The sequence below is a fragment of the Paenibacillus sp. Z6-24 genome (assembly GCF_054161335.1).
Genome location: NZ_CP096398.1, coordinates 2,524,532 through 2,550,120 on the forward strand (window position 1 = coordinate 2,524,532; position 25,589 = coordinate 2,550,120).

Sequence of the window (25,589 nt, forward strand, 5' to 3'; positions counted from 1 at the left end):
CGTGTGTACATGTGATAAAAAAGATGATACATTGAAATTAGTATACTTCCTTTTATTAAGGGCTTTCCCAACAATAATATGTCTCCTGAAGGAGGACATGCGTACACCGAGGAGGTAATGGAATGTCAAGTCAAGCATTGGGCCAATTTTTAAGTTCAAATATCGAAGATCTAAAAACGAAAGGACTATATAATTCCATCGACACGCTGCAGGGTGCGAATGGTCCTGTTATTCGTATCGACGGAAAGTCCCTGATCAATTTGTCCTCTAATAACTATTTGGGACTGGCAACCGATCCTCGCCTGATTGATGCTTCCGTTAAGGCGTCGCAGACCTACGGGGCAGGAGCAGGAGCGGTGAGAACCATTAACGGTACGATGGATCTTCATATTGAACTGGAAGAAAAACTGGCCCGTTTCAAAAAAACGGAAGCTGTTATCGTGTATCAATCGGGATTTAACTGCAATATGGCTGCTATATCTGCGGTAATGGATCAGCATGATGCGATTTTATCTGATGAGCTGAACCATGCTTCGATTATTGATGGCTGCCGCCTGTCTAGAGCCAAGGTGATTCGCTTTAAGCATTCGGATATGAATGATTTAAGACAGCAGGCCAAAGCTGCCAAGGAATCCGGTCAGTATCGTAAAATTATGGTCATCACTGACGGTGTTTTCTCCATGGATGGTGATATAGCCAAGCTGCCTGAAATCGCAAAAATAGCAGAAGAAGTCGATCTGATTACTTATGTGGATGATGCCCACGGTTCCGGCGTTCTCGGAGCAGGTGCAGGAACCGTGAAGCATTTTGGATTGTCCGACCGCATTGACTTTCAGATTGGTACGCTGTCCAAGGCGATCGGCGTGGTCGGCGGTTATGTAGCAGGTAAAAAACAACTGATCGAATGGTTGAAGCTGAGAAGTCGTCCGTTTTTGTTCTCGACATCTCTACCTCCAGCTGCAATCGCTGCGTGTAGCGCTTCTGTCGACATTTTGATGGATGATAAGAAACTGATCGAGAAGCTGTGGGAGAACGGCGATTATTTGAAAAATGGCTTGAGCCGGCTTGGATATAATGTAGGCCAAAGCGAAACGCCGATCACACCTTGTATCATTGGCGATGAACTCACTACCCAACACTTTAGTAAACGGCTTTATGAAGAAGGCGTTTACGCTAAGGCAATCGTGTTTCCGACAGTTCCGAAAGGAACCGGTAGAATACGCAACATGCCTACAGCTGCCCATACCAAGGAGATGCTGGATCAGGTGATCTCCGTTTATGAGAAAGTCGGCAAGGAAATGAAGCTGATTTAGCTGCATACGCGGGATTATATTGCGGGAGGGATGTCTTATGAACAAGATTTTGGTGACCGGAGCGCTGGGTCAAATCGGTTCTGAGTTAGTTGTTAAATTACGTGAGATTTATGGTGCGGATCACGTCGTTGCTACGGATCTCAGGTCATCCGCCCACGAAATTACCCGATCTGGGCCATTCGAGTTGCTGGATGTGACGAATGGTAAGGCGATGTTCGAAATTGCCAAGCGGTACAAAGTGGATACTGTCATCCATTTGGCTGCGCTGCTGTCGGCTACCGCAGAGGAGAAACCACTGCTTGCCTGGAATTTGAATATGGGTGGATTGATGAATGCACTTGAAATATCCAGGGAGCTTTGCTGCCAATTTTTCACACCAAGTTCTATTGGAGCTTTTGGCCCTTCGACTCCAAAAGACAATACCCCGCAGGATACGATCCAGAGGCCCAATACGATGTATGGTGTGAACAAAGTGTCCGGCGAACTGCTTTGTGATTATTACTTTCACAAATATGGCCTGGATACGAGGGGGCTGCGATTCCCGGGTTTGATATCTTATATGACGCCTCCCGGCGGAGGCACGACGGATTATGCAGTGGAAATTTATTACGCAGCCGTAACGACTGGCCGGTATACATCTTATATCGCCAAGGGTTCAAACATGGACATGATGTATATGCCGGATGCCCTGGACGCTATCATCAATTTAATGGAAGCGGATTCATATCGGTTGGTGCATCGCAATTCATTTAATGTTACTGCTATGAGCGTGGATCCGGAGGCGATTGCTGCAGCGATTCGGGAGGAGTTTCCCGGTTTTATCCTTGATTATGACATTGATCCAAAGAGACAGGCGATTGCCGATAGCTGGCCGCATTCTATTGATGCGACGGCAGCGAAAACAGAATGGGGATTTCATACCCATTACGATTTGAAGGCCATGACAAAGGATATGCTTTCACAGCTAAGCGCGAGACTAATGCTTCGCAAGGCTTGAAGTAATTAGGAAATCGCTATGCAAAGCGAAATAGGGGATAGAAAGTACAAATATAATATAGATGTTGCTTACAGACATGCATATAGTATTCTTTCTTAGAAAAAAGGAAATCCCTTCGAATCAAGAAGAGGTTTCCTTTTTGTGTTGGTATTCGATCAGAACTGTTTGTATATACGAACCTTAAATTGTAAGTTCAAGTGTCCACGCAGCTCGGCGATATGATTTTCAATATCAGGATTCGTGATTACATAAGAATCAGCAGATATTCAAAACCCATCCTTCTTCAAGGTTGCTTTCTCTCTCGTAATCAATTATATTAATCGAGTAATCAAACATTTAATCATTTTAAACAGGCGGGATACCATGAAAGAATACGACGAGCAGGATGAGCTGCTGCAACAAAAGAAAGCTCTAATACAGGAGATTCGCAAGTCTACAGATATTTTCAAAGCGATGGCGGATCCGATCCGACAGGATATTCTGATGATGTTCATGATATCCAAACGAATGAATGTAGCACAGGTTGTCGCACAATCTCCCTTATCCAGACCAGCTGTATCCCATCATTTGCGCATTTTGAAGCAGGCTGGAATTTTATATTCTATCAAAGAAAAAACAGAAGTATATTACCATTTGTCTTTTGATGATGCAGTTATCAAGCAGCTTCAATCTATCATTCAGGCTGCCGAAAGGGTTATCCATCATCCGGACAAAAACATATCGGAGTAACAAAATTGACTTTCTTACAGAAATGAAAGAGAGTCAATTTTTTGAATATAATAATCAAAAGTTTAATTATTTGATCATAATGAAGGAGGACATTAAATGAACTATTCACAAAAAACGGCACTCGTCACTGGAGCTTCTTCGGGAATTGGTGAAGTATTCGCCCATGAGCTTGCCCGAAAAGGATGCGATCTCGTATTGGTAGCTCGCTCGGAGGAGAAACTTCAACAGATCGCCGCGAACCTTCAGAATACCTATTCTATTCGTGCTGCTGTCATTTCTGCCGATCTTTCTATAATCGGCGCAGATGATTATATCAAAGGAGAAATCGATAGGCTTGGCCTATCGGTGGATATTCTTATCAATAATGCAGGGTTTGGCACACTCGGTCGATTTGATGAGATTCCTCTGGAACGGATCAGACGGGAAATGCAGCTGAATATGTTGTCTTTAACAGGATTGACACAGCATTTTCTGGGAGAGATGAAGGATCGTAGAGAGGGAGTAATCGTAAACGTGGCTTCTCTCACTGCGTTTCAGCCTGTACCCTATATGGCAGTATACGCAGCTACCAAAGCGTATGTTCTTTCTTTTACGGAAGCTTTATGGGCAGAATATCAAGACAGTGGTGTACGGATTATGGCATTATGCCCCGGCGAGACCAAAAGTTCCTTTCATACTATGTCCGGTTCGGATCATCTGACCAGTAAAAGAATGGAACCGATCGATGTCGTCCATGCAGCCTTTCGAGCCATTGATAAAGATTGCAGCAGCATCATTGCAGGACGTGGCAATTATATCATGGCTCAGCTGCCCAGATGGCTGCCACGTAACACAGTTGTCCGGCTTATGAAACGCGTATTTCAATCAGCTTTGTCTGCTGGTGGAAACCATTTATGACTGCTTCTTCTGTTGGGTATGCATCTGACGGTGCAGCAGGTATACCTGCTCAGCCAGCTCGGGAACCGGCCCATCTACCGGAGTATCGCGAATGACCTGCTCGATGGATAATGTATGTACCCGGGAAGGCTCGTCATTCCACTCGGCAAGCCACTGCTCCAGCTGTGCAGATGAGCTTGCATAGACGATACGTCCAAGGCCTACCCATCCATGGGCAGCAGCGCACATAGCGCAATGCTCGCCTGATGTGTATACCATTGCGCGTGCACGTTCTTCTCGTGACATGTGAGCGGCCGCCCAACGGGCCAGAGCGAATTCGGGATGCTGCGTATCATCTCCTCCGGCAATACGATTATAATCCTCTGCGAGCACTCTGCCATCTTCTGATACCAGAATAGAACCAAATGGAGCATTGCCGCCATTCAGTGCTTCTTCAGCGAGTTCAATACAGCGTTCTAAATAACGTAAATCCTGATGGGTAATCATGAGATAACCTCCTGTTTCAAATAAGCTTTTTTCCAGTTATTAACCTTCGAACGAGGAGAACACGCACAGTTATTGTAGACCACTTTATAAATAAAGATGAATATATCGATAAATTTAATGATCACTTAAATAAACTCGGACATGTGGAAGCAAGAGAAGGATATCTCAGATTGACGCTTTTTTTTCTAAGTTAGTACATTTGAAAGAAAAAAGGGTAATAGCATTAGAGAACCAATGTTAGAAACGATTCATTTCCAGATTAAACGGTAAAAAAGCGAGGTTATCCTATTGTTCACCCGTATAGCTGCAAGGTTTCTTCGTCTTTTCCCCAATCAGGCGAAAAAGACGCCCATGCTCTCCTTCGAGCCAGTAAAGGAAAAAAAAGAAATGAAAGTAGAGACATCTGTAAAACTCACGGATATTTCCTTCTACTATCCCTCGGAATCCAAACTGAAAAAACTCCCGTTGTATATTAATTTTCACGGGGGAGCGTTCATCATGTACGAAAAGGAGATGGACGATCCGTACTGCCGCTACCTGGCCAACCGGACAGCATGCATCATTGCGAATGTGGAGTACGCAAAAGCGCCGGAGTACCCTTTTCCCAACCCACTCGAACAAGTCTATGAAGTGTTTCGATGGATCCAGAGCAGAGCCGACGATTTGAACATCGACACGGAAAAAATGATGGTCGGCGGACAAAGTTCGGGAGCCAATCTGGCCGCTGCGCTCTGTCTCTATTTGGAGGAAAAAAAGGAAAAGCAGCCGCTGCTTCAAGTGCTGTCATGCCCGATGCTGGATTTTGCGACTCCGCATGCCAACAAGCCGGAAACGGACAAATGGCGGGCACGATATCCCCAGGCCGCTCACTTTTTGAACATGTGCTACGTCCCGGAAAAAGGTCAGGCAGAGCACCCTCTCGCTTCTCCGGTTCGCGCTGTCGTAAGCAATCAGCTGGCACCTGCCCTTATTCTCATCGCGGAGCATGACGCCTTCAGGCCGGAAGCGGAATGTTATGCGGAGAAATTAAGGGAAGCTGGGGTACATATTGAGGAAAAAGTATTCAAAGACTGCAAACACGCGTTTACCCACCTGGGTCCAAAAGAAAAAGCGGAGGAAGCCTGGGAGATGATTGCACGTAAAATCAGAGAGACGGCGAATGAGCGGCATGCAGAATAAAGTAAGGCATACGCCGGCTTGGCGCAACAATAAACACCATTCTTGATTGATGAAAGGAGAAAACCGACAAGTGAAAACGACAAACAAAAACGTAGTGGTTATCGGAGGCGGACTTGGAGGACTGTCAGCTGCAATTTCGCTGGCACAGGCAGGATATGACGTATCTTTATATGAAAAAAACAATCACATCGGAGGGAAATTGAACCGACTGGACCAGGACGGCTTCGGTTTTGATTTGGGCCCGTCTATTCTGACAATGCCTCAAGTGTTTGAACGTTTGTTTGCTGCCAGCGGCAAATCAATGAAGGACTATGTGCAGATCGAAAAGCTGAATCATCAATGGCGTTCCTTTTTCCCTGATGGAAATATCATCGATTTATATGAAAATCTGCAGGACATGAAGGAGAAGAACGACTCCCTGAGCGAAAAAGATATGCGCGAGTATCAGGATCTGCTTGAATATTCCAAAAGGATCTACAATATGACGGACAAAACCTATTTTAAGCATGGTGTAGATAGCACGAGAGAAATTATGAAGCATACGACCCTGTTTGGTGCGTTGAAAAATTTCGATTTGTTCTCTACTGTTCATGGAGCAATCGACAAGCGGATCAGCAATAAACAATTGCGCGATATGCTGTCCTACTTTATCAAATACGTGGGTTCGTCGCCTTACGACGCACCGGCTGTTTTGAATATGATGATTTACATGCAGCATGATCAAGGATTGTGGTATGTACCCGGTGGGTTAAATAAACTGGCAGACGGTTTGGTGAAGTTGGCCGAAGAAGTGGGGGTTCGTTTCCACCTCGGGACACCAATCGCCAAACTAGAAAAAAACAATGACGAAATCACAGGAGCTTTTTTGGAAGACGGAACAAAGCTGACCGCAGATTATTACGTTTCCAATATGGAGGTCATCCCGGTTTACGAACGGTTACTGGAAGAAGACAGCCGCTTTATAAACAAATTAAAGAAAAAATTCGAACCGGCCAGTTCTGGTCTTGTTTTGCATTTAGGCGTGAAAAAAAGCTACCCTCAGCTTCGCCATCATAATTTCTTTTTCGCGGAAAATATGAAGCAGCAAATGCAGTCCATTTTCCATGAACATACCCTGCCGGAGGATCCGGTTATTTATTTGGTCAACGTTAATAAAACCGATCCGTCGCAGGCTCCTGAAGGACATGAAAATATAAAAGTACTGCCCCATATCCCTTATATTCAGGATCAGAAACCGTTCACTCAGCAGGACTATGAACAATTTGCCGAACGTGTTCTGATTAAGCTTGAAAAAATGGGCTTGCACGATTTGCGGGCTAATATCGTAACTAGAGATATGTGGACACCGGAAGATATCAGAAAAATGTATGGCTCTGATCGCGGCGCCATTTACGGAACGGTGTCAAATCGTAAAAAAAATAAAGGATTCAAGCATGCCAAACAAAGCGAACGCTATAACAATCTATATTTTGTAGGCGGAACGGTGAATCCGGGAGGCGGAATGCCTATGGTTACGTTAAGCGGCCAGCTTGTCAGCAAAAAGATTGTGCAAAGGGATGTTTCCCATGCCGGACAATGAACATCGTTTTCTGCAGACCTTGCCTGAAAGGCAGCGGGAAGAACTGCTGTCCAAAGGCATCCCTTCAAACGAGATGCGTAAAAAACAGCTTTTAAAGCTGAAAAACATCATTGTAGAGCGTGAAAAAGAACTTACCGATGCGCTTTATTCCGATTTGGGCAAACCGGCGTTTGAATCTTTTTCTTCGGAGCTTGCTGTCCTGTTGAACGAAATCGATTATGTGTGCAAGCATTTGAACAGATGGAACCGATCGACAAGCTCTCGGCACCTTAAATTGGGCTATGTGGAAGTTCTTCGTAAAAAGAGGCATCCGCGCGGGAGTGTATTGATCATCGGTTCGTGGAATTATCCGGTCCAGCTCACCTTGATGCCTGTGATCGGGGCTATCGCCGGCGGGAACTCCTGCGTCATCAAACCGTCCGAATACGCGCCAGCAACGGCTGAACTGCTCAAAGAAATCATCAACCAGGCATTTCCACCCGAACACGTTCATGTATTGACAGGAGACGGACATGTCGCCAGTCAGCTGACTTCGGCTCCGTTCGACCTGATTTTTTTCACGGGCAGCGGGCAAACGGGCAAGCTGGTCGCCGATCAGGCAGCCAAGCAGCTGACACCGGTGATTTTGGAACTGGGTGGGAAAAACCCATGCATTCTTGACGAAACCGGCTTTTCAACAGCTGCGGTCAGAGATATCGTCTGGGGGAAATTCCTCAATACCGGCCAAACGTGCATTGCGCCGGATACTCTTTTTGTCCATCATTCCGTTTATGAGAAGACGCTGGATGAAATTTCTGCTGCGCTGTCCGCTTTTTACGGCGAGCAGCCACAAGCAAGCAAGGATTACGGCAGAATCTGTACGGATGCCCATTTTCAAAAGGTGATTGAGTTTATCGGGCAGGGTACGGTTCGGTATGGCGGCGCGCATGATCAAGCCGATCGGTTTATCGCTCCGACCGTGTTAACGGATATTGAGCCGGGAAGTTCGGTTTTGGAAGAAGAAATTTTCGGTCCGGTTCTTCCGGTCATTCCCTATACCGATTTGAATTCATTATTATCCAGTGGCTGTCTTCAGCGCGATGCGCTTACCGGATACATATTCAGCACGGATAATAATCGAATTGAGCAGTTTAACGAATATATGCGCTCCTCGACGATCAGCGTCAATCAAGTGATCCATCATGCTGCGAGTCCCCATATCGCATTTGGAGGGGTAGGAAAAAGCGGATACGGCGCTTACCATGGCAAAGCCGGTTTTCTGGCTTTTAGCTATGAAAAGACGAATGTTCGAACCTATCATTACCTGCGCTTTCCGGGTAAATTTCCGCCTTATTCCGAGCAAAATATGAAAGCTTTAAAAAAGTTGAGAAAGCGGATTCTGTAAACCAACTAGTATATGAATCAAGAAAACAGGATGCGGAAATGAGGATTTTGTATGAGTAAAAAGGTAATTGTCATCGGAAGCGGGGTGGCGGGGCTCGCTTCTGCCATAAGGCTTCAGGCTGCCGGCTATCAGGTTGAAATTTATGAAAAAGGCTCAACGCCTGGCGGTAAAATGAATCGTATTGAGCTGGAAGGCGGATATACATTCGATTTGGGACCGAGCATCGTGATGATGCCGGAGATCTACCGGGAAATCTTCGAAGTGTGCGGCCGCGACCCGGATGATTACATTCCCATGGAAAAATTGGACCCGATTTATCGGGCTTATTTTAGCGATATTCCCGATGAACCCTTTGATATCTCCACCGACATGACCAAGCTGACCAAAACAATCGAATCGATCAGCGAAGAAGATACAGCAGGCTTTTTTCGATACCTGCATGAAATTTACCAAAAGTTCACCATTGCCAAGCATTACATTCTTCCTAGACCTTTCCGCAAAAGGAAGGACTTTTACAACCTCCCGATGCTGAAGAAAGCATTAAAGCTGAAACCTTACGACACAGCAGATAAATTTGTCGGTCGATATATCAAGAATCAAAGGCTGAGACAGATGATCAGCTTTCAAACGCTGTACATAGGCATCTCTCCGCTGACCAGTCCTTCTTTTTATACGATGATTCCGATGCTTCAATTTTTGTATGGAGTATGGTTTATCAAGGGAGGGATGTATACGATGGCTCTGTCGATGGAAAGACTCTTCAAGGAGCTTGGAGGAATGATTCATTACAACAAAGCTGTACAGCAGATCTCCATTCAAAATCAAAAAGCAGAAGGGATTGTCGTGGACGGACAAACTATCTCTTCGGATTATGTCGTTTGCAATGCGGACTTCCCGTATGCGATCAAGCATTTGGTACAAGACAAGCTTGCCAAAGGGACATATACGGATGAGAAAGTCGACAGCATGCAGTACTCTTGTTCCTGCTTTTTGTTGTACCTCGGTATGAACCGAAAGTATGAAGAAACGGATCATGTGCACAACTTTATTTTCAATGAAAACCTTGACCAGAATCTGAAAGATATTTTTGACGGAAAAAAACTGACGAATGCTTCTTTTTATGTATATATCGCTTCGAAAATGGATTCGTCCCTGGCTCCTGAGGGGAAAGATGGGTTGTATATTCTGATGCCTGTATCGAATGCAAAGGAATCCAATTATGAATGGGATGAGGAGACAGTTGCTTATTATCGCAGTTACATTTTAAATGAATTAAAGAAGATTCGTGGTTTTGAAAATGTGGACAAGGAGATTGTAACCGAAACCCATATTACGCCACTGGATTTCAGTTCCAAGTTCAATGCGTATAATGGCGCTACATTTGGTTTGCAGCCCATTTTAAAACAAAGCAACCATTATCGTCCGCAAAGCAAAGCAAGCGACTGCGAAAACTTGTACTTTACCGGAAGCAGCACGCATCCCGGCGCCGGCGTTCCAATCGTGCTCCTATCAGCCAAAATTGCCGCTCAGGAATTGATCCAGGATGATACAGGCGAGCTGTTTGATTATTCGGTGAAATAAAGAAAGGTGGCGAATGTTATAACGGCTTTGGACATTATTAAACTGGCGATTGGATTCGCGGCACTTATAGCCGGTTTCCTCGTATTCTGGTCGCTGCCTGTGCCTTTTTCCTCCTCCAGGAGCGCGAACGGCCTGCCGTTTCTGTCCATCATCATTCCGGCCAGAAATGAAGAAAGCAGGATTGTGCCTTTGCTGCGATCTCTTCAGGAGCAGCGGTTCACTGAGTTCGAAATTCTAGTTGTGGATGACGATTCATCAGACAGGACCGCTACTGTTGCGGAAAGCTTCGGCGCAAAGGTACTGCAGAACGAAGGAGCGGGGAAATCGTCGGCCTGCTGGTACGGCGCGGAACAGGCTGAAGGAAGCTGGTTATTATTTCTGGACGCGGATACAAAATTTGAAAGCGCAGACGGATTAAGCAATCTGCTGCAATTCTATCGAGACAAGGGAGCCAGAGGCATTACGGCGCTGCAGCCTTTTCATACGGTAGAGCGCTGGTATGAACATCTCTCCGTTATTTTTAACATCATCGTTGTAACAGGAATGAATCTGTTTACCGTTTGGGGTTCGCGGTTTAAAACGGCCGGTTCGTTCGGTCCGTGTATTTTATGCAATCGCGACGATTATTTTCTGTCCGGCGGGCATAAAAAAATCGAAGGAGCCATCATGGATGATCTGGCACTGGGAGAGGCGTTTCTTGAACAAAACCTTCCTGTACGCTGCATGGGAGGGAAAGGTATTATATCTCTGCGCATGTATCCCGAAGGCATTGGCAGTCTGATCGAGGGCTGGTGTAAAAGTTTTGCCGTCGGTTCCAAATCGACGCATCCGGTTGTCATGTTCATGGTCATCTTATGGATATCCGGCAGTTTCATTGCTGCATCCGCTCTAGTTTCTTCTCTGATAGGATGGAATCCTGCTGCGATCCTGTTGAGCGGGATATTATATGTGCTGTATGCCATTCAGACAGGATGGTTTGCCGGCAGGGTCGGGGACTTCAAAAAAGTGATTTTTCTTGTTTACCCGATATGGTTTGCGTTTTTTATAGGCATCTATTTATATTCCTTTATCAGGGTGAATGTTTTCCGTTCCGTGAGTTGGAAGGGTCGCAAAATCAAAGTCTGAATACTGCGTGATGTAAGCTAATTATTAAATCCAGTTTTTGGGAGACCTCTTGTACACTTTTTGAACGCCTGACGCATTCGGATATCGTGGCTGCACTGCAGCAAGCCGAAAAGCGCAGTGTCGTCCGGATCATTGCGGATCAGTCGCAGTCCCAGGGCAAAGCTATAACGGAAGCACTGAAGATTCTGGATAGCAGCGGCGCAGAGATCAAGGTCAATACACATAGCGGTTTGATGCATCTAAATGTACTTTATAAGATGACCTTTTAAAAGAGTCCGTCTTGTAGGGTACATTTTAATGAGAGGAGCCTTTATGATAAATTTTAAAGTTCTAAAAATGAATCTTAAATAACAACATTGGATGTGTACATATCAATTGTGATTTGATTCTTGAAGAGCATGAATATCTTCTGGAAAAATGTAAGAGATCAGTTGTTGGAACTTTCCTTGTTGGAACATAGATAATAAAAGTTCCTTACAGTTCTCCTCTGGACCCAGGTCAAAAATGTTGTTGATAGTCCTTAGAACCTCATCTTGTGTAGGGGGCTCTGTTCGAAACAAATCCAGAGAAAATTCATGAGTATCATTCTTTTTTGCATTCAAGAATTCTACTTCTTGATTAATTCTACTCGTAAAGATAGAACATGCAAATTCTGCTTTTTCCCTTTGTTGTTCAGAAATCCCGAAACATAATAGCTTATGCCAGTAAGGATATTTGAAGTTAGGAGGCATAATTATAGCAAGACGCTTCAAGTTTTTTTCAAGAGAATACATTTTTTCTTGAAGTTCTATTAATTCTGCATTGATTTTTTCTTCCATATTATCCATCCTTATAAGATATCTGTTTTAAACAAATACACTAATCAGAGCTATAACTCCATCGGTAATAGATTCTGTTATACCATGATTTTTAGTTACACTATATAGTTTATTATAGAGCTGTTTGTAAATCCAGTCAGTAGCAAGGTTTTGAAGCTCTAAGGCTTCATCAAGAACGTCCGCAATATTATGTAAGTTCTTTTTGAAGACAACAGCAGTTTCTGCATCAAAATATTCATTGATTGCTTTTTGTACCCATCTATTATTTGCTCCTGATCTTAAAGCTGAAGAGATACCTTGAATAGCTTTTTTAGCTAAATATCGTTGCCAACCTTGTGTTTCAATTGAATCTTTTTGTCCAGCCGGGGATTCAATTAGTGGAGGCGGGCTTTGAGTTGACGGTGAACTACTGCTTGATGGAATAGAGACAGCATCAGAAGCAAAAGCACTTGAAGAAAACCCAACTAGCATAACAGAAGACATAACAACAGCCACTAATTTTTTTGCATATTCGTTTTGAAACATTATTACAAATCCTTTTATTGTTATTTTTAATACATAAATACAGTAACATAGTTATTTAGATCTTATATACAATAATTGTAAATTTTGTATTAAAAATAGACGAGAAAAGGAGGGCTAAAAAAGATGTTGAAAAAGAAAAATAACAATTATAAAAAACCAACAAAACGAAATAAACTAGCTAATAAGTATAGATTATCTGATGATCGATTTCTAAAATAATCGTAATTGATAGATACCTGTTAAACAAATACTAATTAGTTCTTAAAAAAGTCTAAGTCAGCTAATAATATAATTACTTGTATCCGATGACCAAATAGTGAAATTCGTTCTATTGGTATTTTTGCGTGGGAAAAAAGAGTACCGATAGTTAGAATATTTCCTATACTAAAAAATCGTAGAAAAAAGGGGTTTTTGCTTTTTTCGCTTGGATTTCAAAACCTTAAATGACACGGTGTCCACTTATTGTGCATTGAACAGCAGTAAAGGTAAACAAATCCCTTTTGACTGCCAGTTCAATTCGATAATGAAAAGCGGTTGATAAAGAGCACCAAGCAGGTACGCACATCGCGCTGCTGGCGACCCATCTAAACCAATTTGATCAACTACATGACTCGTTTTTACGGAAATGGATGGGCATGTACTATCTTTCATAACAAACAGCAATTTATTGGAGGATGAATCGGGTGAAAGCGGAGTACATCTGGAGTACATCTGGAGTACATCTGGAGTACATCGGAGCTGGAGGACTGGATATATAAGTTCCGCCAGAATGTAAGCGACCGGTACGAGCGCCGACTCTATACGGAGGAAGTGACGCGCTGGGCACGGAGCACCATTTGTGAAGCCGTCTCTTACCACGGGCAAACGATCAGATCGATGACAGCACCATTGTCATTATCATTGAATTGATTATGCAAACCGCCGATCGGAAGGGTTGACGGGTCTGGAAGAAGAGCCGCCGTGTTCCTTCTGTGAATGCGACGATGACGAAGACACCGGGTTCATCTGTTCCGAGTGCCGGGAGCGGTATGAAGAGGCGTCCCGCCCGGAAGAATCGAACAGCCATTTTTACATATTACGCCTTCACAGTTATTTGAAAACTATGATAATAAACAAACTAAAGAATTGGCAGACATGTTAAATCGCGTTCAATTGTAATGTATTCTTATAATCATTACATCGGGCTTATTTATTTAAATATTGGGAGTATCAAAACATTAAATAGCATCAATAAAAGAATTAAGATGAGCAATGAGTACGGCTATAAGATAAGATCAAATATAACTAACTTCAAGTCTTACATACATAATCACAAAACTCGTATTTTGTACATATGTATATGTTCTGCAATTTATACTCATACTTATGATTTCTCTACGTCCAACTTTTATATTATCTTTACATTTTGCCGGATATTCACTTTTCCTTTATTCCTGTCGTCAACCTCTCTGATTACAAGGATCGAAAACGATAATACTCAATAACGCTAAATGAGCTGCTGTTCTCCAAGTTGTATTTAAAAGCGGCATCTGGAGAACAGCAGCCGGCAACGAGCAATCCATCATATCCTCAATTTCGTTCCAAGAAAGTACTTGGCAATGCGAATAACTATTCGGAAGTTGATTTTGCTTTTATTCATCCTTATGTGCTGTAATCCGTCTTAGGCTCTATTCTGTACTGGACTAAAGTCTCGAACAGAGTCTGGGCTTAGGTTCATTCCTTCTATTTCCATCCACTGATATACTTTTTATTAGAACACACCAATCCTTTAAAGGAGTGAAATCAGTTGGAATCTTATAGAACCAATGACAGAGTAACAAACAAGGCAGACCCGAGCATCATTCGTAAATCAAGAAAAGGGCTGCTTGTCTTTTTCGCATGGCTTGTTCCTCTGACACTCCTCAGCTATATACTTGCAATCTATGTAGCACCTATATTTGGACTTCTATTGATGTGGTCACCAGGACTCTCATCTCTCCTGACCCGCCTCCTGCTGCGTGAAGGATTTGCAGATATTTCATTTCGATTTCGAGGGAAATTAACCTTAAAATCAATCCCGTTTGTACTACTTTTCCCCGTGATTATCGGAATGCTCGCGTACGGGTTTGCATGGATAACGAGTTTGGTTGACTTCGTCCAAACGGACAGCTCCTATATGTGGCCATTGGTGGTAAGCATTCTTTATCAGGTGTCTGTAGCCACATTATTCGGTATGATCAGCAGTGCCGGGGAAGAATTGGGATGGAGAGGATATATGCTCAGCCGATTAATAACAGCAGGCGTACCGAAGCCCATTATGACAAGCGGATTGATCTGGGGAGCTTGGCATATTCCCGCTATTCTGTTAGGCAGTTATTACTCCGGCCCTTCATTAATCTTGTCCATCCTCTTATTTCTGATCACGATTAGTTCATTTAATTTTATTATTAGCCAAATCCGCTTAAGCACTGGAAGCATCTGGCCAGCCATCCTGTTTCATGCTTCCTGGAACGCTGTGATTCAGGGTTCATTTGATGCATCTACCAAGGGAGAAAATGCCTATTTATGGACAGGTGAGTCAGGTATATTGGTTGCACTTGTAATGGTTTTGGCTGCCTGGATCTTTTCCAGAAAATCAGGTTTTATGTATCGTACTTACTGAAAGCAATATACAATATGTTGTTAAAATCAACGTAAATGATAAAGTCGATATGCTCCCCTTATAGTAAAGCTTAGCAAAAAATAAGCAGACTGCTAATCTGCAGACTGCTTATTTCTTTTCAAATCTTATTATTTTTGCTGCCGATCCGTATACTTCTTCGTCTACAGCAGCTTTTTCAAATAATCGAATACCGCCTCAATTTCCTTACAAGCAACATCCCCATTGATTGACATCGTTTCGAAAGTTATGCCTTCATAATTGGTAACCAGGTAATCCTGAGACTCAAACCCTAACAGTTGATAAAAACGTCTTCTCTTCATTCGTTGATCATGATTAATAAATTTAGGATTAACTTCTTCAATATTTAGACAAATCCGATAACCCAGGTATTCATTCTTTATCTCAGTAATAACGGCTTTCCCGTACCCTTTATTTTGATAGCCTTTACCAATTGCCAGATACAATACGTAAAGCATATCTTTCTCTACGATGAGATAATTCATTCCCACCAGCGCATCATCATCATATATTCCATAAAACAAATGGTCGGTATCATTGCTGATCTCTACCAATTTGTTATACGGGACCATCTCTTCTACAGGAAACGAATCATCATAGATCGTTTTGATCTCGTCCATATTCTTGTTATTCACTCTTTTTAATACGCTAGTCATATAGTTCTTTTTTCTCTATTTTCTAAAAGATCCCGTTTTTATCCCATCGTTTAACGTTTAATCCACCACTGTATTTTGGACTTTGCCTTCTTTCTTTCCATATAACATGTAATACAGCAAAAGGGCCCCCAGTATCATTAATCCGAGTATAAAATACAGACCTCGATATCCTGCCGCTGGAAGGATCAGACCGATAATAGATGGGCCGAATCCGTTCCCCAGATCATAAAATATAAAGAACGTCGCCGTGGCTAGGCCGACCCGGTGAGGATCGGCTAATTGGATCGCTATCGTCTGCGTGACGGAAGAGATATTACCAAAACCCAGAGCAACAAGTGCGCCTACCAATAGCAGTGTAAAACTGCTGTTAACCGAACCAAGAAGAAACATTCCTGCTGCATATATAATAAGAGCCGGATATAAAATAATATTAGCGCCTCTTCTATCCATTATCCGTCCTGTAAAAGGCCGCGAAATTAAAACAAAAATCGTATATACCATGAAGAAGAAGCTGGCTGCGTCTATTAACCCTAACTCCAAAGCATATATATTTAAATAGGACACAATGCCGGAAAAACAAAAGGTCATAAAAAAGATAATAATGGCAATCGGTACCACTTTGGGCTCAATAAAGTCAGAGATTCGTATTCCCTTTTTATTGTTCTTCACCGTCTTGTGCGCTGCAGGGAACTTCAAGCAAAATGCGATTATTAAGCTGAACATTCCAAGCAACAAACTTAAAGAAAAAATCATATCAAAATTGGAATTCCGAATCAAAATCAATCCAATAAATGGACCGATGCCTGTAGCCAATGCCGTACTGATTGCAAAATAACTGATACCCTCCCCTTTTCGTGATGAAGGAAGGCTAAGCACGACCACGGTACTCACAATGGTAGAGATGATCCCCACTGTAATCCCGTTTAAAAGCCGGGTTAATATGAGAAAGTTAACATTCAGATGGACGAAATAAAGTAAAGTGGTAACAATCAATAAAAACAGACTGGTCATCAATATTTTTTTGGAATGGATCAGACGTCCTGTGAACAAACGCCCGACTAAGGACCCGATAATAAAAATACCTGCGACGATACCCGCCTGCCCGGTTGATGCATTAAATTCATTCATGACATACAGCGTTATTGTCGCGTTCAACAAAAAGAAAATCAATGTCATAATAAAATTAACAGCCGAAAGAATAATAAAGTTTTTCGTCCACAGTTCAGGATTGTTTGGATTCATAGCATAATTCTCCTATCTGCAGATTTTCCTAAGGGTTCAAGATGTGATGCGTGATGCGATTCATACTGCACGTTCACTATTCGCAGTACAATTCAAAAACTGCAAATTAAAACGTATACGCCTCTCCGTCTTCCGGAACGAATAAGCTGGAGGTAAATCCCTTTTCTTCTGCAAAGCTTTTTAGTTCCTGTCTGGATAATGTCCAGTGATTCACGGCTTCCATATGGACGGAGATAATTTTGGCGTTAGGAGCCGCTTGATGCACCTCGTACACATCTTCTTTGCCCATGATCAATGAGCCTGCATCGTGCCAACTATTGTCTCCAGCGTTCAATACGATGATCTCGGGAGTATGGGAATTGATTTCGTTCTCCACTCCTTCATACCATACGGTGTCTCCAGCCAGGTACAATGTCTTCTCGCTTGCGTGTTTGAAGACAACACCGCATACCTCACCCATTATGTTTAATAAATCTTCTCCTCTGCCATGCTCACCTTTGGTTTTGATTAACTGAATTCCTTTAAAATGCGTATTTTCCGTGAGTACTTCCACTTGCTCAAAACCGTCATTTTTAATTTTTGCGGCATCTTCTTCATTTTGTACAAAAACGTTAATATTTTTGGGAAGTACGGCTTTGGCTATATCATCGTAATGATCCAGATGCAAATGAGTCAGAATCACAGCATCGACATCCTTGATGATCTCGTGAACGGATAGTGGCAGATCAACGATCGGATTTCGCAAATCTTCTCTGATGCCCGCCAGGAAAGGATCATACAGCCCTTTGTCTGCGAGTAATGGATCGACCAGGAACTTTTGACCTGCGTAGTGAACAAGGATGGTGGCGTTACGAATTTGTTGAATATGCATGTTGGTATATAATTCTCCTTCTGTTTTTTAAGTTTTGTTTGTTAACGTTGATAAGTTTATACTAGATGCAGCCTTCAAATACACAGATTAAATAAAGTGTATGGGCCGTTTTACTTTATTTTTAAAGGAGATGCGTTACGTTTGGATCAGACTGATAAACGAATTATTGAAGAATTGAGTCGAAATAGCCGAATTACGATGAAAGAATTAGGGGGAAGAGTTCACCTGACCGGACCTGCAGCAGCAGCCCGGGTAGAAAAACTGGAGGATAATGGAGTTATAGAGGGATATAGCATCAAGGTTAATCAAGCCAAATTAGGATGTTATACGTATGCCTTTTTAAATATTTATATCAAAGATACACACCATCATCCCTTTCTTACCTTTATTCAGTCCAAAAAAGAGTACATCCTGAATAATTACAAAATAAGCGGTGATGGATGCTATCTGCTGGAATGCAGGTTTCCGAGTAATGAAGTGTTGAATCAATTTTTGGTGGAGTTGAACCATTACGCCAACTATAAATTATCGATTGTCATCGATAAAACTTTGTAATTTTCTCTATACAATTCTCTCCAGCTCATTACATTTTAAATAAACAAAGAGCGGCACAAGCCACTCTTTTTATTTAATTCTGTTTTTATTATACTTATGACAAACAATAAAAGGTATCTCTTACATATAGCAAAAGCCCGCCCATAATAGGCAGGCTTTTGCTTCTTTTTTCTGCTTGCTGTTACATTGAAGGATTGGTCTCCCGCTCGAAGAATGATACCGAGCTGTTGTGCAGAAACGGTACTCATCATATACATGAAGATGTTAGTAAGCGATGTACGATTGGCTTCCTCTGTTCCTTTGTCCGTCGTTCTCACTTCATCATAGGTTAAACCCGTAGCCGGATCCGTATAGTCAGCGAAATATTGATATGTCCTTTTTGCAATCGCCTTCAATTATTGGTTGAATCCAGCCTTTTTTTCTGCTTTCTGAGCGGCTAAAGCTGTAGGTAATGTAAACATCAAAATGATATCGCTTACTATATAGGGATTGGGAAGTTTGAAAAGTAGCTCCATTACTGCTTTATCCTTAGCAACAATGGAGCTGTATTCCTTCTATTTAGCTATAACCAGGTTGTGACTAATATCTGAGTAAGAGATTACTTTGCCATCTCGGATATGAACTCTGGAATATTCATATGAGAGTGAAGAATTACTGTATGAATCAGGCGTACCCATAATTGCAATAACCTCTTCTACTGTAGAACCGATTGTAAAGGGATGGGCTTCTTTAATAGTTGTGTACAATATGACGTTCAATGGTTCCTTTATTCTGGACCACCCGTTTACCCTACCATCCATATCAAAATAAATATTTGAGAAACGATAACGAAAAGATTGATTATTGACTGAATCTGGAGTGCCCATCGCTTCTTCCTCTCCTTCACTATCTGATCCGGGGATTGAGGAGTATGGAGCCGGAATGGACTCAACGTCGTGCAATGCTTGACTGCTTGATGCATCATGCCCGCTTAGTCCCTCATTACCGAACCCTGCTTGCTCAGAGGAATCTTGAACTTGAAATGAATCAGACGTAGAAGTAAAAGCAGTATTACCAGATGGTATACCTTCTGAATTGAAAGTATTGCTATATCCGGATGACGAATTCGGATAGAAAGCCGGGCTGCTATCGTCTTCTATATACTTCCAAGCAATAAACACGATCACAAAGATCCACCAGAACTGAATACCACCAGAAGTTATTTTTATTGCAGATTCAAAAAGACGATAGATTGGAGGTTTCTCAGGTAATGGCACATCCAAAAAATGATGCCTTCTCTTATAATCTATATGCGTGTAGTCATTAAATAAATGCCGTTCCGCTTTTTGTTTAATTCCTAGAGGATATCTCGTTGCGCCCACCTTTTGCATCAAGTTCCAGTAATCTTCATTCATTGGAATATTGAAATAAAGTGCTCTCGGTAAAGGCTCGGATAAGTTAAGAAAGTGATTAATTGCGTGGTTACGAGCCATAGCATAGAATACTATCTCTTTTATGTAACGTGGAGTTCTGCGATTCATCAAGTTCTGCGATTCATCACGTGGCTTTCTATAATCTGAATATTCTTTGCCAATTCATTTTTCATAGCTGCTCGTATATCGAACTTTGCAAGTTTAATTAAATCTGCATTCATTCTTATCCGCTCCAATACTATTCTAATCTTGGCAGAACAGTTTTACTCTATATTACATACACTTACTCCTTAAAAAAATCAAACTTGATCACATAATCAAACAGAAATCGGATTAGTGTAGCTCCAATAGGAATAATACTATACAGCCATAGCGGATGATGAGGAGGTTCTCCGTTAGGTGTCTCTACCAGAATAAAATAAGTGACAAAACAGTAAAGCAAAGCCAGCATGATCCCGGTTACGTTTTTCTCCTTTTTACTTTCTTTTTTGCTTTTCATGGATAAGGCTCCTTTCATTCACTTGTGCCGAAAGTCTATTTCATCCGTTTGAGTTCATTGTTATCAGGAAAATCCTGTTATTACCAGTATACAACAAGAAATGCTGCATGATCATACTAATATCTCTTTTACCTACTACCCTATACGCAGCTTTATTAAAAAAGGACAGCCCCCGAGAGCTGTCCTTCTGTTGTCCTACGATTAATTGCTCGTATATCTCACCCAATCATACTCTGCGTACAGTGGGTTGGCACCATCATATGTGCCTGTCCAATCATCTACCCCGGTTCCATTCCACAGATTCATCATGATCTGACCTGGTGTAGTCGGAATATTCGTGGTAGCTGTATGCTTCAGTACGCCGTCTACATACCATTTGATGGAGCCTGGCTGCCAATCGAATGCATACGTATGGAAACCCGCTGCAGCGTCAAAACCAAGGTTGATCACTTTTTCGTGCCCACCCACTCCGTTGGTATAGTAGTTGAACTGTACTTTGGTGGTATCTTTCCCCAGGAATTCAATATCGATCTCATCCCACTGTGTACCATTGGCAGGACCGGTATACGTGAAGAATGAAGAGACAATCCCTACGTTTTTGGCTGGTTTCATGCGTACTTCATACTTGCCATACCCATACGTGTTAGTCGTCCGGTATTCACCGCAGTCGAATTTGTTGGGAGATGAGCTGGTGAGGCCCAGTTTGAGCTTGCCATCGTTGGTAAAACTGGCATTGTTCGCACGCCATGTACAGTTGAACATATTACCGTTGGAGTAGCCATCTGCCTTTTGCCAGGTACTCGGATTAAAATACGTCAAAGGCTCCCAGAATACACTCGCTGCAAATGAACTTGTCGAAAAGAACAGGGAAATAACCATTGTCGTTACCAGTGTAACCAGTGATTTTTGGTTCATGTCAAACCTCCATTTTGTTTTTTTAATCATTTCTATCTTATACGTCAGCCGTATGTTCACTAAGTTCATTTATATCTGCTGCATTCGCAGCGGATTCGGTCGGTTCGTTTGGAAGCTGTTCTTGTTCGTCTGTTTGTACTTGTTCATCTTGTTGCCCTTCTTGGCCTGCATCCAGTTCGGTAATGCCGGCATTGGGTACAAGCTGCCAGGCATCCAGATTGAACAGATTGCCGCTGCCTCCGGTGAATACGAGGTACAGGTTATGAACACCGGTCGCATTGCGAATAGTTGTCTGCACTTCTCGCCAGTTTTGCATGCCTCCTGTGGAAGGAACCTGCAGCGTGCCGACCAGCGGACCGGTTGCACTATCCAGACGCACTTCGATCGTACCGCCTGTGTTGGAAGCAACAGTCGCTTTGAATGCTCTAGCACCCGACCAGCCCATATCCGCTTTGCCGACGGCGATCCAGCCGCCGTTATTGATATTGGTGACATTCATATTGCTGATGGGTCCTCCGCCCGCCTGTGACGGCTCGGTGGAGATACCTGCCTGCCAACCAATCGTCTCCGCTTCCACGCGTGTATACGGGTTCAGGTTGGCGAGCTGGCCTACACCAGCCATATTAGCCTGTACTTCGGCGATGCTGCCATCTCCATTGTGCACCAGCTTGTTGATATGCGGGGAGCGATATCCTTTGCCGGCTCCGATCTGAGCCTTGCTGACAGTCTGGGCATGGTAGACGACATACCATTCATTTTTGAAGTTAAATACGGCATGATGATTGTTGCCGCCCACTCCGAAGAATGAGTACGGATTTTTCAGGAAATGCCCTTTGTACGTAAAGGGTCCCATCGGATTGTCGCTGACCATATATCCGATTTCACCGGCTGGATACTGGGCAGGATGGGTACCGGCAAAATTGATGCAGTACGAGTAGTAATATTTGCCGTTATATTTGTGAATGCCGGAATCTTCGAACAGATACGGAGCATCTATTGTCTGGGCATTGCCGGTAGTGCTGATCATATCGGCTCCCAGCCGTACGACTCTGGCCGTTTTCGGATTAGCGATGGAAGCCGGATCGGATTCATTGGGGATGCCGCCACCGACGTATAGATATCCGCTACCATCGTCATTTACCAGTACAGCCGGATCGAACAGCCAGGTGACACCCGCCATTCCCGGTGTATTATGGGTCAGCAGCGCTCTACCCATCGGATCGGTCCAGGGACCCACAGGTGTATCGGCTGTCAGCACGCCAATACCGGCTCCCCCATTGGCGAAGTACAGGAAGAATTTGTCCTTGCCATTTATTTTTTTGTACGCTACTGCAGGGGCCCAGGAATTGGAAGCCCATTTGGCGATGCCTCTGCCGTTATTTTTGTTATTGGCGCCTGCGACAGGTATGGTTCCATGATCGGTCCAGTTCACCATGTCTGCAGAAGATATTACCTGGATACGATCCAGAGCGCTGAAGTCATTGTCCTTGATCGATCCGTCAGCATTATATACATACTTATCACTGGACATGTAAATATACACTCTGCCATTGTACACCAGTGAGTAAGGATCGGCTCCCAGCTTGTGATCCATGAGCGGGTTGGCATTACCGGGCAATTTGGCCAGGGGCCGATTGGCCGCCTCTGCATGATACTGGGGAAAAGCAGTGAACAGTAAAGCGCAAGCGAGAAGTACAGTTAGACATTTTCGAATCATTAATTAACCTCCATTTCATATTGATAACGCTTACAATAAGAGATGTATAAAAGCATTATTGAATAAAGAAGGGTGCCCAAGGCCATAAAACACTACACATACAAAGAGCATAAATATGTAATTTAATTGAAAATAATGGTTTTTGTCTGCTCGGAAAAATGATAACATGCTGCCCTTAATATAACAACAAGATGACATATCAAATAAGCGATCTGACTCTTCTTCTCTAATTGATCTGCACAGAAAGAAAAACCTGCTGCTTTTATGTAATAATTATAACTATATGGAAACTCCCTCTGTAAAAGGTACAAAACAGAGGGAGTTTTCTCGATGGGCTCGGGCCATTTTTTATTTATTCTGATGGTGAGAAATATTAGTGACGAGAGAAAAATGTACAGCTGTATCAAATAATAACTGCTTTTCTACTCCCTGATCCGGCAGTCTGCCAGAACCTCGGGCTTGAACTTCATGCTGTCGGATGCGGTGATGCTGCGAATGACCCGGCACGGTACACCTGCTGCAAAGGAGTTGGCCGGAATATCCTGGGTGACGACACTACCTGCCCCAATAACGCATCCGTCGCCAATGGTAACGCCTCCACACACGGTGACATTGGCAGACAGCCACACATCATTACCGATCGTTACCGGTTTGGCATAACACAATGAATTGGCTTGTCCATGCTGGTCAATCATCTGTCGTCGCTCCGAGGCGATAAATGGATGTACAGGCGTCACAATAGTCACATTCGGACCAAAGCTCGTATAACTGCCAATACTCACTCTGGCATCATCCTGAACCGTAAGATTGTAATTGGCAAAGAAATGACTGCCGATTTCGGTGTGAGTCCCATAATGAAAAAAAATCGGTCCCTGCAAAAAGCATTGCTCGCCTCTGGCGCCAAGCAGCTGCTGAAGTATGTTTTCCCGTTCTTCGACCTGATCCTCGTACGTCTCGCTGTACTGCTGGCTAAGCCGGTGCGCTTTGGCTTTGATCTTTCTCAGATCGGGATGTCCCGGGTTAAACAATAGTCCGTTAAAGATCCGCTCTTCTTCTGTCATGGTTACCTCTCCCCTGTCGTGTGTGAACTTGCTCCCGTCTGCGAGTTTGTAATCTATCTGATGGACAGCTGAGCATGGTTCAGACGATTGACAGCAAGCAGCCGGTACTGCTTTCTTTATTGTAGTGGATCGTCGTCCATTATCCTATAAGCAGGTCATCCCATTCATGGTTATGTATATAGGTCCAGATAAAAAAACGAAGAGCAGCTCTTTGACAGATGCTCTTCGTTTCTTTGTATAACCCGACAGGGAATGGAATATTTTCAAATTGAGATTGTATATTATACCCGTCCATCCGGCACGATCCGGACGGTCGCTGCGCGTGCCCGTTCGCTGACCATAGAGTCTTTGTAGGGAGTGCTCTGGTATTTGGTCCGATAGGCTTGATCGATCTGTTCATGGATCGGTCCATCGACGAGTTCGAAAGTAACTTCCCGGGTCATGCCGGCTACGGTGATGCGTCCTGCCTTTTGCCGCTGCGCTGCCTGATACCAGCGCGAATTCTGACCATTATAGGCTCGCACGTAGAGAGCATCGTCCACAACGACCGACCAGATCCATGTAGGGGTGCCGTATGTCTTCCCGTCTTCACGAAATGGTGAGATATACAGATCATCCGCTCCGGCGATCTGCTGCAGTTCTTCCCTGGTCCATGTACTCATATGATGATCCTCCTTTAACAAAATGAACATTGATTGTTTAATCAACTTATGTCTATAATTTTAAACGGAAATATAAGGCTTGCAATGGACAATTTGCTGCCAAATGTGGAGTACTGAACACAACTAGCGGAATTGTTAATTATTTTGGAAGGATGATCTGTACATGAACAAAATCGACCGACGTGTTGTCAAATCCCGGGAGGCCATCAAAAAAGCGATTCTCGAACTGATGGCCGAGAAAAACTTTGATTCTATAACGATCCGGGACATTTCGGAGCGTGCCAATGTGAACCGGGGAACTATTTATCTTCATTATCTGGATAAGTACGATTTGCTGGATAAAATTATCGAAGAACATATCAATAATCTTCGTGAACTGTGCCATAATGCATCAGAAATGACTTTTCAGGAAGGCAATTATGTCTGGTTTGAGTATTTTGCCGAGCATCATCTGTTCTTTTCGACGATGCTGAATACGAAGAGTGCTGCCCACTTTCGCAGTCGGTTTCTCGATCTGGTCGTGGAAGAATACAGGGTGGAAGTGGATACGACCCAGGGAACCAATCAGGGACTCGAAGACGAAGTCGTACTGCAATTTATGGGTTCGGCTGTAGTAGGGACGGTCGAATGGTGGTTTAAAAATGGAATGCCGGTTCCCCCGCGCGTAATTGCGGAACAAACCGGCATCCTCCTGGATCGGAATTTCTAGAATGGATAGATGGAAATA

The 25,589-nt window shown here is 43.2% G+C and carries 26 protein-coding genes; 13 read left to right on the top strand and 13 right to left on the bottom strand.

Going from position 1 to position 25,589, the window contains the following annotated elements; genetic code table 11:
- Positions 1-122: 122 nt before the first annotated feature.
- The 4 genes from M1D61_RS11025 (at position 123) to M1D61_RS11040 (ending at position 3,936) form a co-directional block, all read left to right on the top strand.
- Positions 123-1,313 carry a glycine C-acetyltransferase gene (locus M1D61_RS11025; RefSeq protein ID WP_458122379.1) on the top strand — a complete coding sequence of 397 codons (1,191 nt, stop codon included), beginning with the start codon at positions 123-125 and terminating at the stop codon, positions 1,311-1,313.
- A gap of 37 nt (positions 1,314-1,350) precedes the next feature.
- Positions 1,351-2,310, top strand: coding sequence for an L-threonine 3-dehydrogenase (locus M1D61_RS11030; RefSeq protein ID WP_458122380.1), 960 nt, complete (start codon positions 1,351-1,353; stop codon positions 2,308-2,310).
- A 363-nt stretch (positions 2,311-2,673) separates the two neighbouring features.
- On the top strand, positions 2,674-3,039 hold the full coding sequence (locus M1D61_RS11035; protein ID WP_458122381.1) for an ArsR/SmtB family transcription factor: 366 nt from the start codon (positions 2,674-2,676) through the stop codon (positions 3,037-3,039).
- 96 nt (positions 3,040-3,135) lie between these two features.
- Positions 3,136-3,936 carry an SDR family NAD(P)-dependent oxidoreductase gene (locus tag M1D61_RS11040; protein WP_458122382.1) on the top strand — a complete coding sequence of 267 codons (801 nt, stop codon included), beginning with the start codon at positions 3,136-3,138 and terminating at the stop codon, positions 3,934-3,936.
- Here M1D61_RS11040 and M1D61_RS11045 read toward each other — a convergent pair.
- Positions 3,931-4,422: a nucleoside deaminase gene (locus M1D61_RS11045; RefSeq protein ID WP_458122383.1), complete on the bottom strand. Its 492-nt coding sequence runs from the start codon at positions 4,420-4,422 to the stop codon at positions 3,931-3,933. The genes M1D61_RS11040 and M1D61_RS11045 overlap by 6 nt on opposite strands.
- A gap of 288 nt (positions 4,423-4,710) precedes the next feature.
- On the opposite strand from M1D61_RS11045, the gene M1D61_RS11050 reads away from it, so the two are divergent.
- From M1D61_RS11050 to M1D61_RS11075, 6 genes are all read left to right on the top strand, one after another.
- Complete coding sequence (locus M1D61_RS11050) at positions 4,711-5,601, top strand: alpha/beta hydrolase (protein ID WP_458122384.1); 891 nt, start codon at positions 4,711-4,713, stop codon at positions 5,599-5,601.
- 70 nt (positions 5,602-5,671) lie between these two features.
- Positions 5,672-7,180 (top strand): phytoene desaturase family protein, encoded by a 1,509-nt coding sequence (locus M1D61_RS11055; RefSeq protein WP_458122385.1) that lies wholly within the window; start codon positions 5,672-5,674, stop codon positions 7,178-7,180.
- Positions 7,167-8,564 carry an aldehyde dehydrogenase family protein gene (locus tag M1D61_RS11060; RefSeq protein WP_458122386.1) on the top strand — a complete coding sequence of 466 codons (1,398 nt, stop codon included), beginning with the start codon at positions 7,167-7,169 and terminating at the stop codon, positions 8,562-8,564. The genes M1D61_RS11055 and M1D61_RS11060 overlap by 14 nt, the downstream gene beginning before the upstream one ends.
- A 51-nt stretch (positions 8,565-8,615) precedes the next feature.
- Positions 8,616-10,145: a phytoene desaturase family protein gene (locus M1D61_RS11065; RefSeq protein ID WP_458122387.1), complete on the top strand. Its 1,530-nt coding sequence runs from the start codon at positions 8,616-8,618 to the stop codon at positions 10,143-10,145.
- Positions 10,146-10,151: 6 nt separating this feature from the next.
- On the top strand, positions 10,152-11,270 hold the full coding sequence (locus M1D61_RS11070; RefSeq protein WP_458122388.1) for a glycosyltransferase: 1,119 nt from the start codon (positions 10,152-10,154) through the stop codon (positions 11,268-11,270).
- A gap of 86 nt (positions 11,271-11,356) precedes the next feature.
- Positions 11,357-11,539 (top strand): hypothetical protein, encoded by a 183-nt coding sequence (locus tag M1D61_RS11075; protein ID WP_458118518.1) that lies wholly within the window; start codon positions 11,357-11,359, stop codon positions 11,537-11,539.
- Positions 11,540-11,641: 102 nt separating this feature from the next.
- Here the strand turns inward: M1D61_RS11075 and M1D61_RS11080 are convergent, their stop codons facing one another.
- Together M1D61_RS11080 and M1D61_RS11085 are read right to left on the bottom strand one after the other, a co-directional pair.
- On the bottom strand, positions 11,642-12,088 hold the full coding sequence (locus M1D61_RS11080) for a hypothetical protein (RefSeq protein ID WP_458118519.1): 447 nt from the start codon (positions 12,086-12,088) through the stop codon (positions 11,642-11,644).
- Positions 12,089-12,115: 27 nt separating this feature from the next.
- The gene (locus tag M1D61_RS11085; protein WP_458118521.1) at positions 12,116-12,613 is read right to left on the bottom strand and encodes a hypothetical protein; all 498 of its coding nucleotides are present in this window, start codon (positions 12,611-12,613) and stop codon (positions 12,116-12,118) included.
- Between the two features lie 1,786 nt (positions 12,614-14,399).
- Between M1D61_RS11085 and M1D61_RS11090 the strand changes: the two genes are divergently transcribed.
- Complete coding sequence (locus M1D61_RS11090; RefSeq protein WP_458118522.1) at positions 14,400-15,254, top strand: CPBP family glutamic-type intramembrane protease; 855 nt, start codon at positions 14,400-14,402, stop codon at positions 15,252-15,254.
- A gap of 161 nt (positions 15,255-15,415) precedes the next feature.
- Here M1D61_RS11090 and M1D61_RS11095 read toward each other — a convergent pair whose 3' ends face one another.
- The 3 genes from M1D61_RS11095 to M1D61_RS11105 form a co-directional block, all read right to left on the bottom strand.
- Entirely contained in the window at positions 15,416-15,892 is a 477-nt protein-coding gene (locus tag M1D61_RS11095; RefSeq protein WP_458118524.1) for a GNAT family N-acetyltransferase, read from the bottom strand.
- Between the two features lie 93 nt (positions 15,893-15,985).
- Positions 15,986-17,170, bottom strand: coding sequence for an MFS transporter (locus M1D61_RS11100; protein WP_458118526.1), 1,185 nt, complete (start codon positions 17,168-17,170; stop codon positions 15,986-15,988).
- Positions 17,171-17,276: 106 nt separating this feature from the next.
- Positions 17,277-18,041, bottom strand: a complete 765-nt coding sequence (locus M1D61_RS11105) for an MBL fold metallo-hydrolase (protein WP_458118528.1) — start codon at positions 18,039-18,041, stop codon at positions 17,277-17,279.
- 198 nt (positions 18,042-18,239) lie between these two features.
- Between M1D61_RS11105 and M1D61_RS11110 the strand changes: the two genes are divergently transcribed.
- Entirely contained in the window at positions 18,240-18,596 is a 357-nt protein-coding gene (locus M1D61_RS11110) for an Lrp/AsnC family transcriptional regulator (protein WP_458122480.1), read from the top strand.
- Between the two features lie 35 nt (positions 18,597-18,631).
- Here M1D61_RS11110 and M1D61_RS11115 read toward each other — a convergent pair whose 3' ends face one another.
- From M1D61_RS11115 to M1D61_RS11145, 7 genes are all read right to left on the bottom strand, one after another.
- Complete coding sequence (locus tag M1D61_RS11115) at positions 18,632-18,991, bottom strand: hypothetical protein (RefSeq protein WP_458118529.1); 360 nt, start codon at positions 18,989-18,991, stop codon at positions 18,632-18,634.
- Between the two features lie 159 nt (positions 18,992-19,150).
- Entirely contained in the window at positions 19,151-20,116 is a 966-nt protein-coding gene (locus M1D61_RS11120; RefSeq protein WP_458118530.1) for a hypothetical protein, read from the bottom strand.
- 175 nt (positions 20,117-20,291) lie between these two features.
- Complete coding sequence (locus tag M1D61_RS11125; RefSeq protein ID WP_458118531.1) at positions 20,292-20,507, bottom strand: hypothetical protein; 216 nt, start codon at positions 20,505-20,507, stop codon at positions 20,292-20,294.
- A 201-nt stretch (positions 20,508-20,708) separates the two neighbouring features.
- Positions 20,709-21,422 (bottom strand): beta-glucanase, encoded by a 714-nt coding sequence (bglS, locus tag M1D61_RS11130; protein WP_458118532.1) that lies wholly within the window; start codon positions 21,420-21,422, stop codon positions 20,709-20,711.
- A gap of 37 nt (positions 21,423-21,459) precedes the next feature.
- Positions 21,460-23,139 (bottom strand): glycoside hydrolase family 43 protein, encoded by a 1,680-nt coding sequence (locus M1D61_RS11135; RefSeq protein ID WP_458118533.1) that lies wholly within the window; start codon positions 23,137-23,139, stop codon positions 21,460-21,462.
- Between the two features lie 422 nt (positions 23,140-23,561).
- Positions 23,562-24,200, bottom strand: coding sequence for a sugar O-acetyltransferase (locus M1D61_RS11140; RefSeq protein ID WP_458118535.1), 639 nt, complete (start codon positions 24,198-24,200; stop codon positions 23,562-23,564).
- 281 nt (positions 24,201-24,481) lie between these two features.
- Complete coding sequence (locus tag M1D61_RS11145) at positions 24,482-24,862, bottom strand: DUF2255 family protein (RefSeq protein WP_458118537.1); 381 nt, start codon at positions 24,860-24,862, stop codon at positions 24,482-24,484.
- Positions 24,863-25,025: 163 nt separating this feature from the next.
- Here M1D61_RS11145 and M1D61_RS11150 point away from each other — a divergent pair, with 163 nt between their 5' ends.
- Positions 25,026-25,571, top strand: a complete 546-nt coding sequence (locus M1D61_RS11150; RefSeq protein ID WP_458118539.1) for a TetR/AcrR family transcriptional regulator — start codon at positions 25,026-25,028, stop codon at positions 25,569-25,571.
- The last annotated feature ends 18 nt before the right edge of the window (positions 25,572-25,589 follow it).

Bases quoted from the DNA above. Each gene is read 5' to 3' on its own strand.
- M1D61_RS11085 (WP_458118521.1), bottom strand. From the start codon at position 12,613: ATGTTTCAAAACGAATATGCAAAAAAATTAGTGGCTGTTGTTATGTCT.
- M1D61_RS11150 (WP_458118539.1), top strand. From the start codon at position 25,026: ATGAACAAAATCGACCGACGTGTTGTCAAATCCCGGGAGGCCATCAAA.
- M1D61_RS11080 (WP_458118519.1), bottom strand. From the start codon at position 12,088: ATGGAAGAAAAAATCAATGCAGAATTAATAGAACTTCAAGAAAAAATG.
- M1D61_RS11045 (WP_458122383.1), bottom strand. From the start codon at position 4,422: ATGATTACCCATCAGGATTTACGTTATTTAGAACGCTGTATTGAACTC.
- M1D61_RS11060 (WP_458122386.1), top strand. From the start codon at position 7,167: ATGCCGGACAATGAACATCGTTTTCTGCAGACCTTGCCTGAAAGGCAG.
- M1D61_RS11025 (WP_458122379.1), top strand. From the start codon at position 123: ATGTCAAGTCAAGCATTGGGCCAATTTTTAAGTTCAAATATCGAAGAT.
- M1D61_RS11135 (WP_458118533.1), bottom strand. From the start codon at position 23,139: ATGATTCGAAAATGTCTAACTGTACTTCTCGCTTGCGCTTTACTGTTC.
- M1D61_RS11145 (WP_458118537.1), bottom strand. From the start codon at position 24,862: ATGAGTACATGGACCAGGGAAGAACTGCAGCAGATCGCCGGAGCGGAT.
- M1D61_RS11095 (WP_458118524.1), bottom strand. From the start codon at position 15,892: ATGGACGAGATCAAAACGATCTATGATGATTCGTTTCCTGTAGAAGAG.
- M1D61_RS11030 (WP_458122380.1), top strand. From the start codon at position 1,351: ATGAACAAGATTTTGGTGACCGGAGCGCTGGGTCAAATCGGTTCTGAG.
- M1D61_RS11100 (WP_458118526.1), bottom strand. From the start codon at position 17,170: ATGAATCCAAACAATCCTGAACTGTGGACGAAAAACTTTATTATTCTT.
- M1D61_RS11120 (WP_458118530.1), bottom strand. From the start codon at position 20,116: ATGAATCGCAGAACTCCACGTTACATAAAAGAGATAGTATTCTATGCT.
- M1D61_RS11105 (WP_458118528.1), bottom strand. From the start codon at position 18,041: ATGCATATTCAACAAATTCGTAACGCCACCATCCTTGTTCACTACGCA.
- M1D61_RS11040 (WP_458122382.1), top strand. From the start codon at position 3,136: ATGAACTATTCACAAAAAACGGCACTCGTCACTGGAGCTTCTTCGGGA.
- M1D61_RS11140 (WP_458118535.1), bottom strand. From the start codon at position 24,200: ATGACAGAAGAAGAGCGGATCTTTAACGGACTATTGTTTAACCCGGGA.
- M1D61_RS11035 (WP_458122381.1), top strand. From the start codon at position 2,674: ATGAAAGAATACGACGAGCAGGATGAGCTGCTGCAACAAAAGAAAGCT.
- bglS (WP_458118532.1), bottom strand. From the start codon at position 21,422: ATGAACCAAAAATCACTGGTTACACTGGTAACGACAATGGTTATTTCC.
- M1D61_RS11065 (WP_458122387.1), top strand. From the start codon at position 8,616: ATGAGTAAAAAGGTAATTGTCATCGGAAGCGGGGTGGCGGGGCTCGCT.
- M1D61_RS11110 (WP_458122480.1), top strand. From the start codon at position 18,240: ATGAAAGAATTAGGGGGAAGAGTTCACCTGACCGGACCTGCAGCAGCA.
- M1D61_RS11125 (WP_458118531.1), bottom strand. From the start codon at position 20,507: ATGAAAAGCAAAAAAGAAAGTAAAAAGGAGAAAAACGTAACCGGGATC.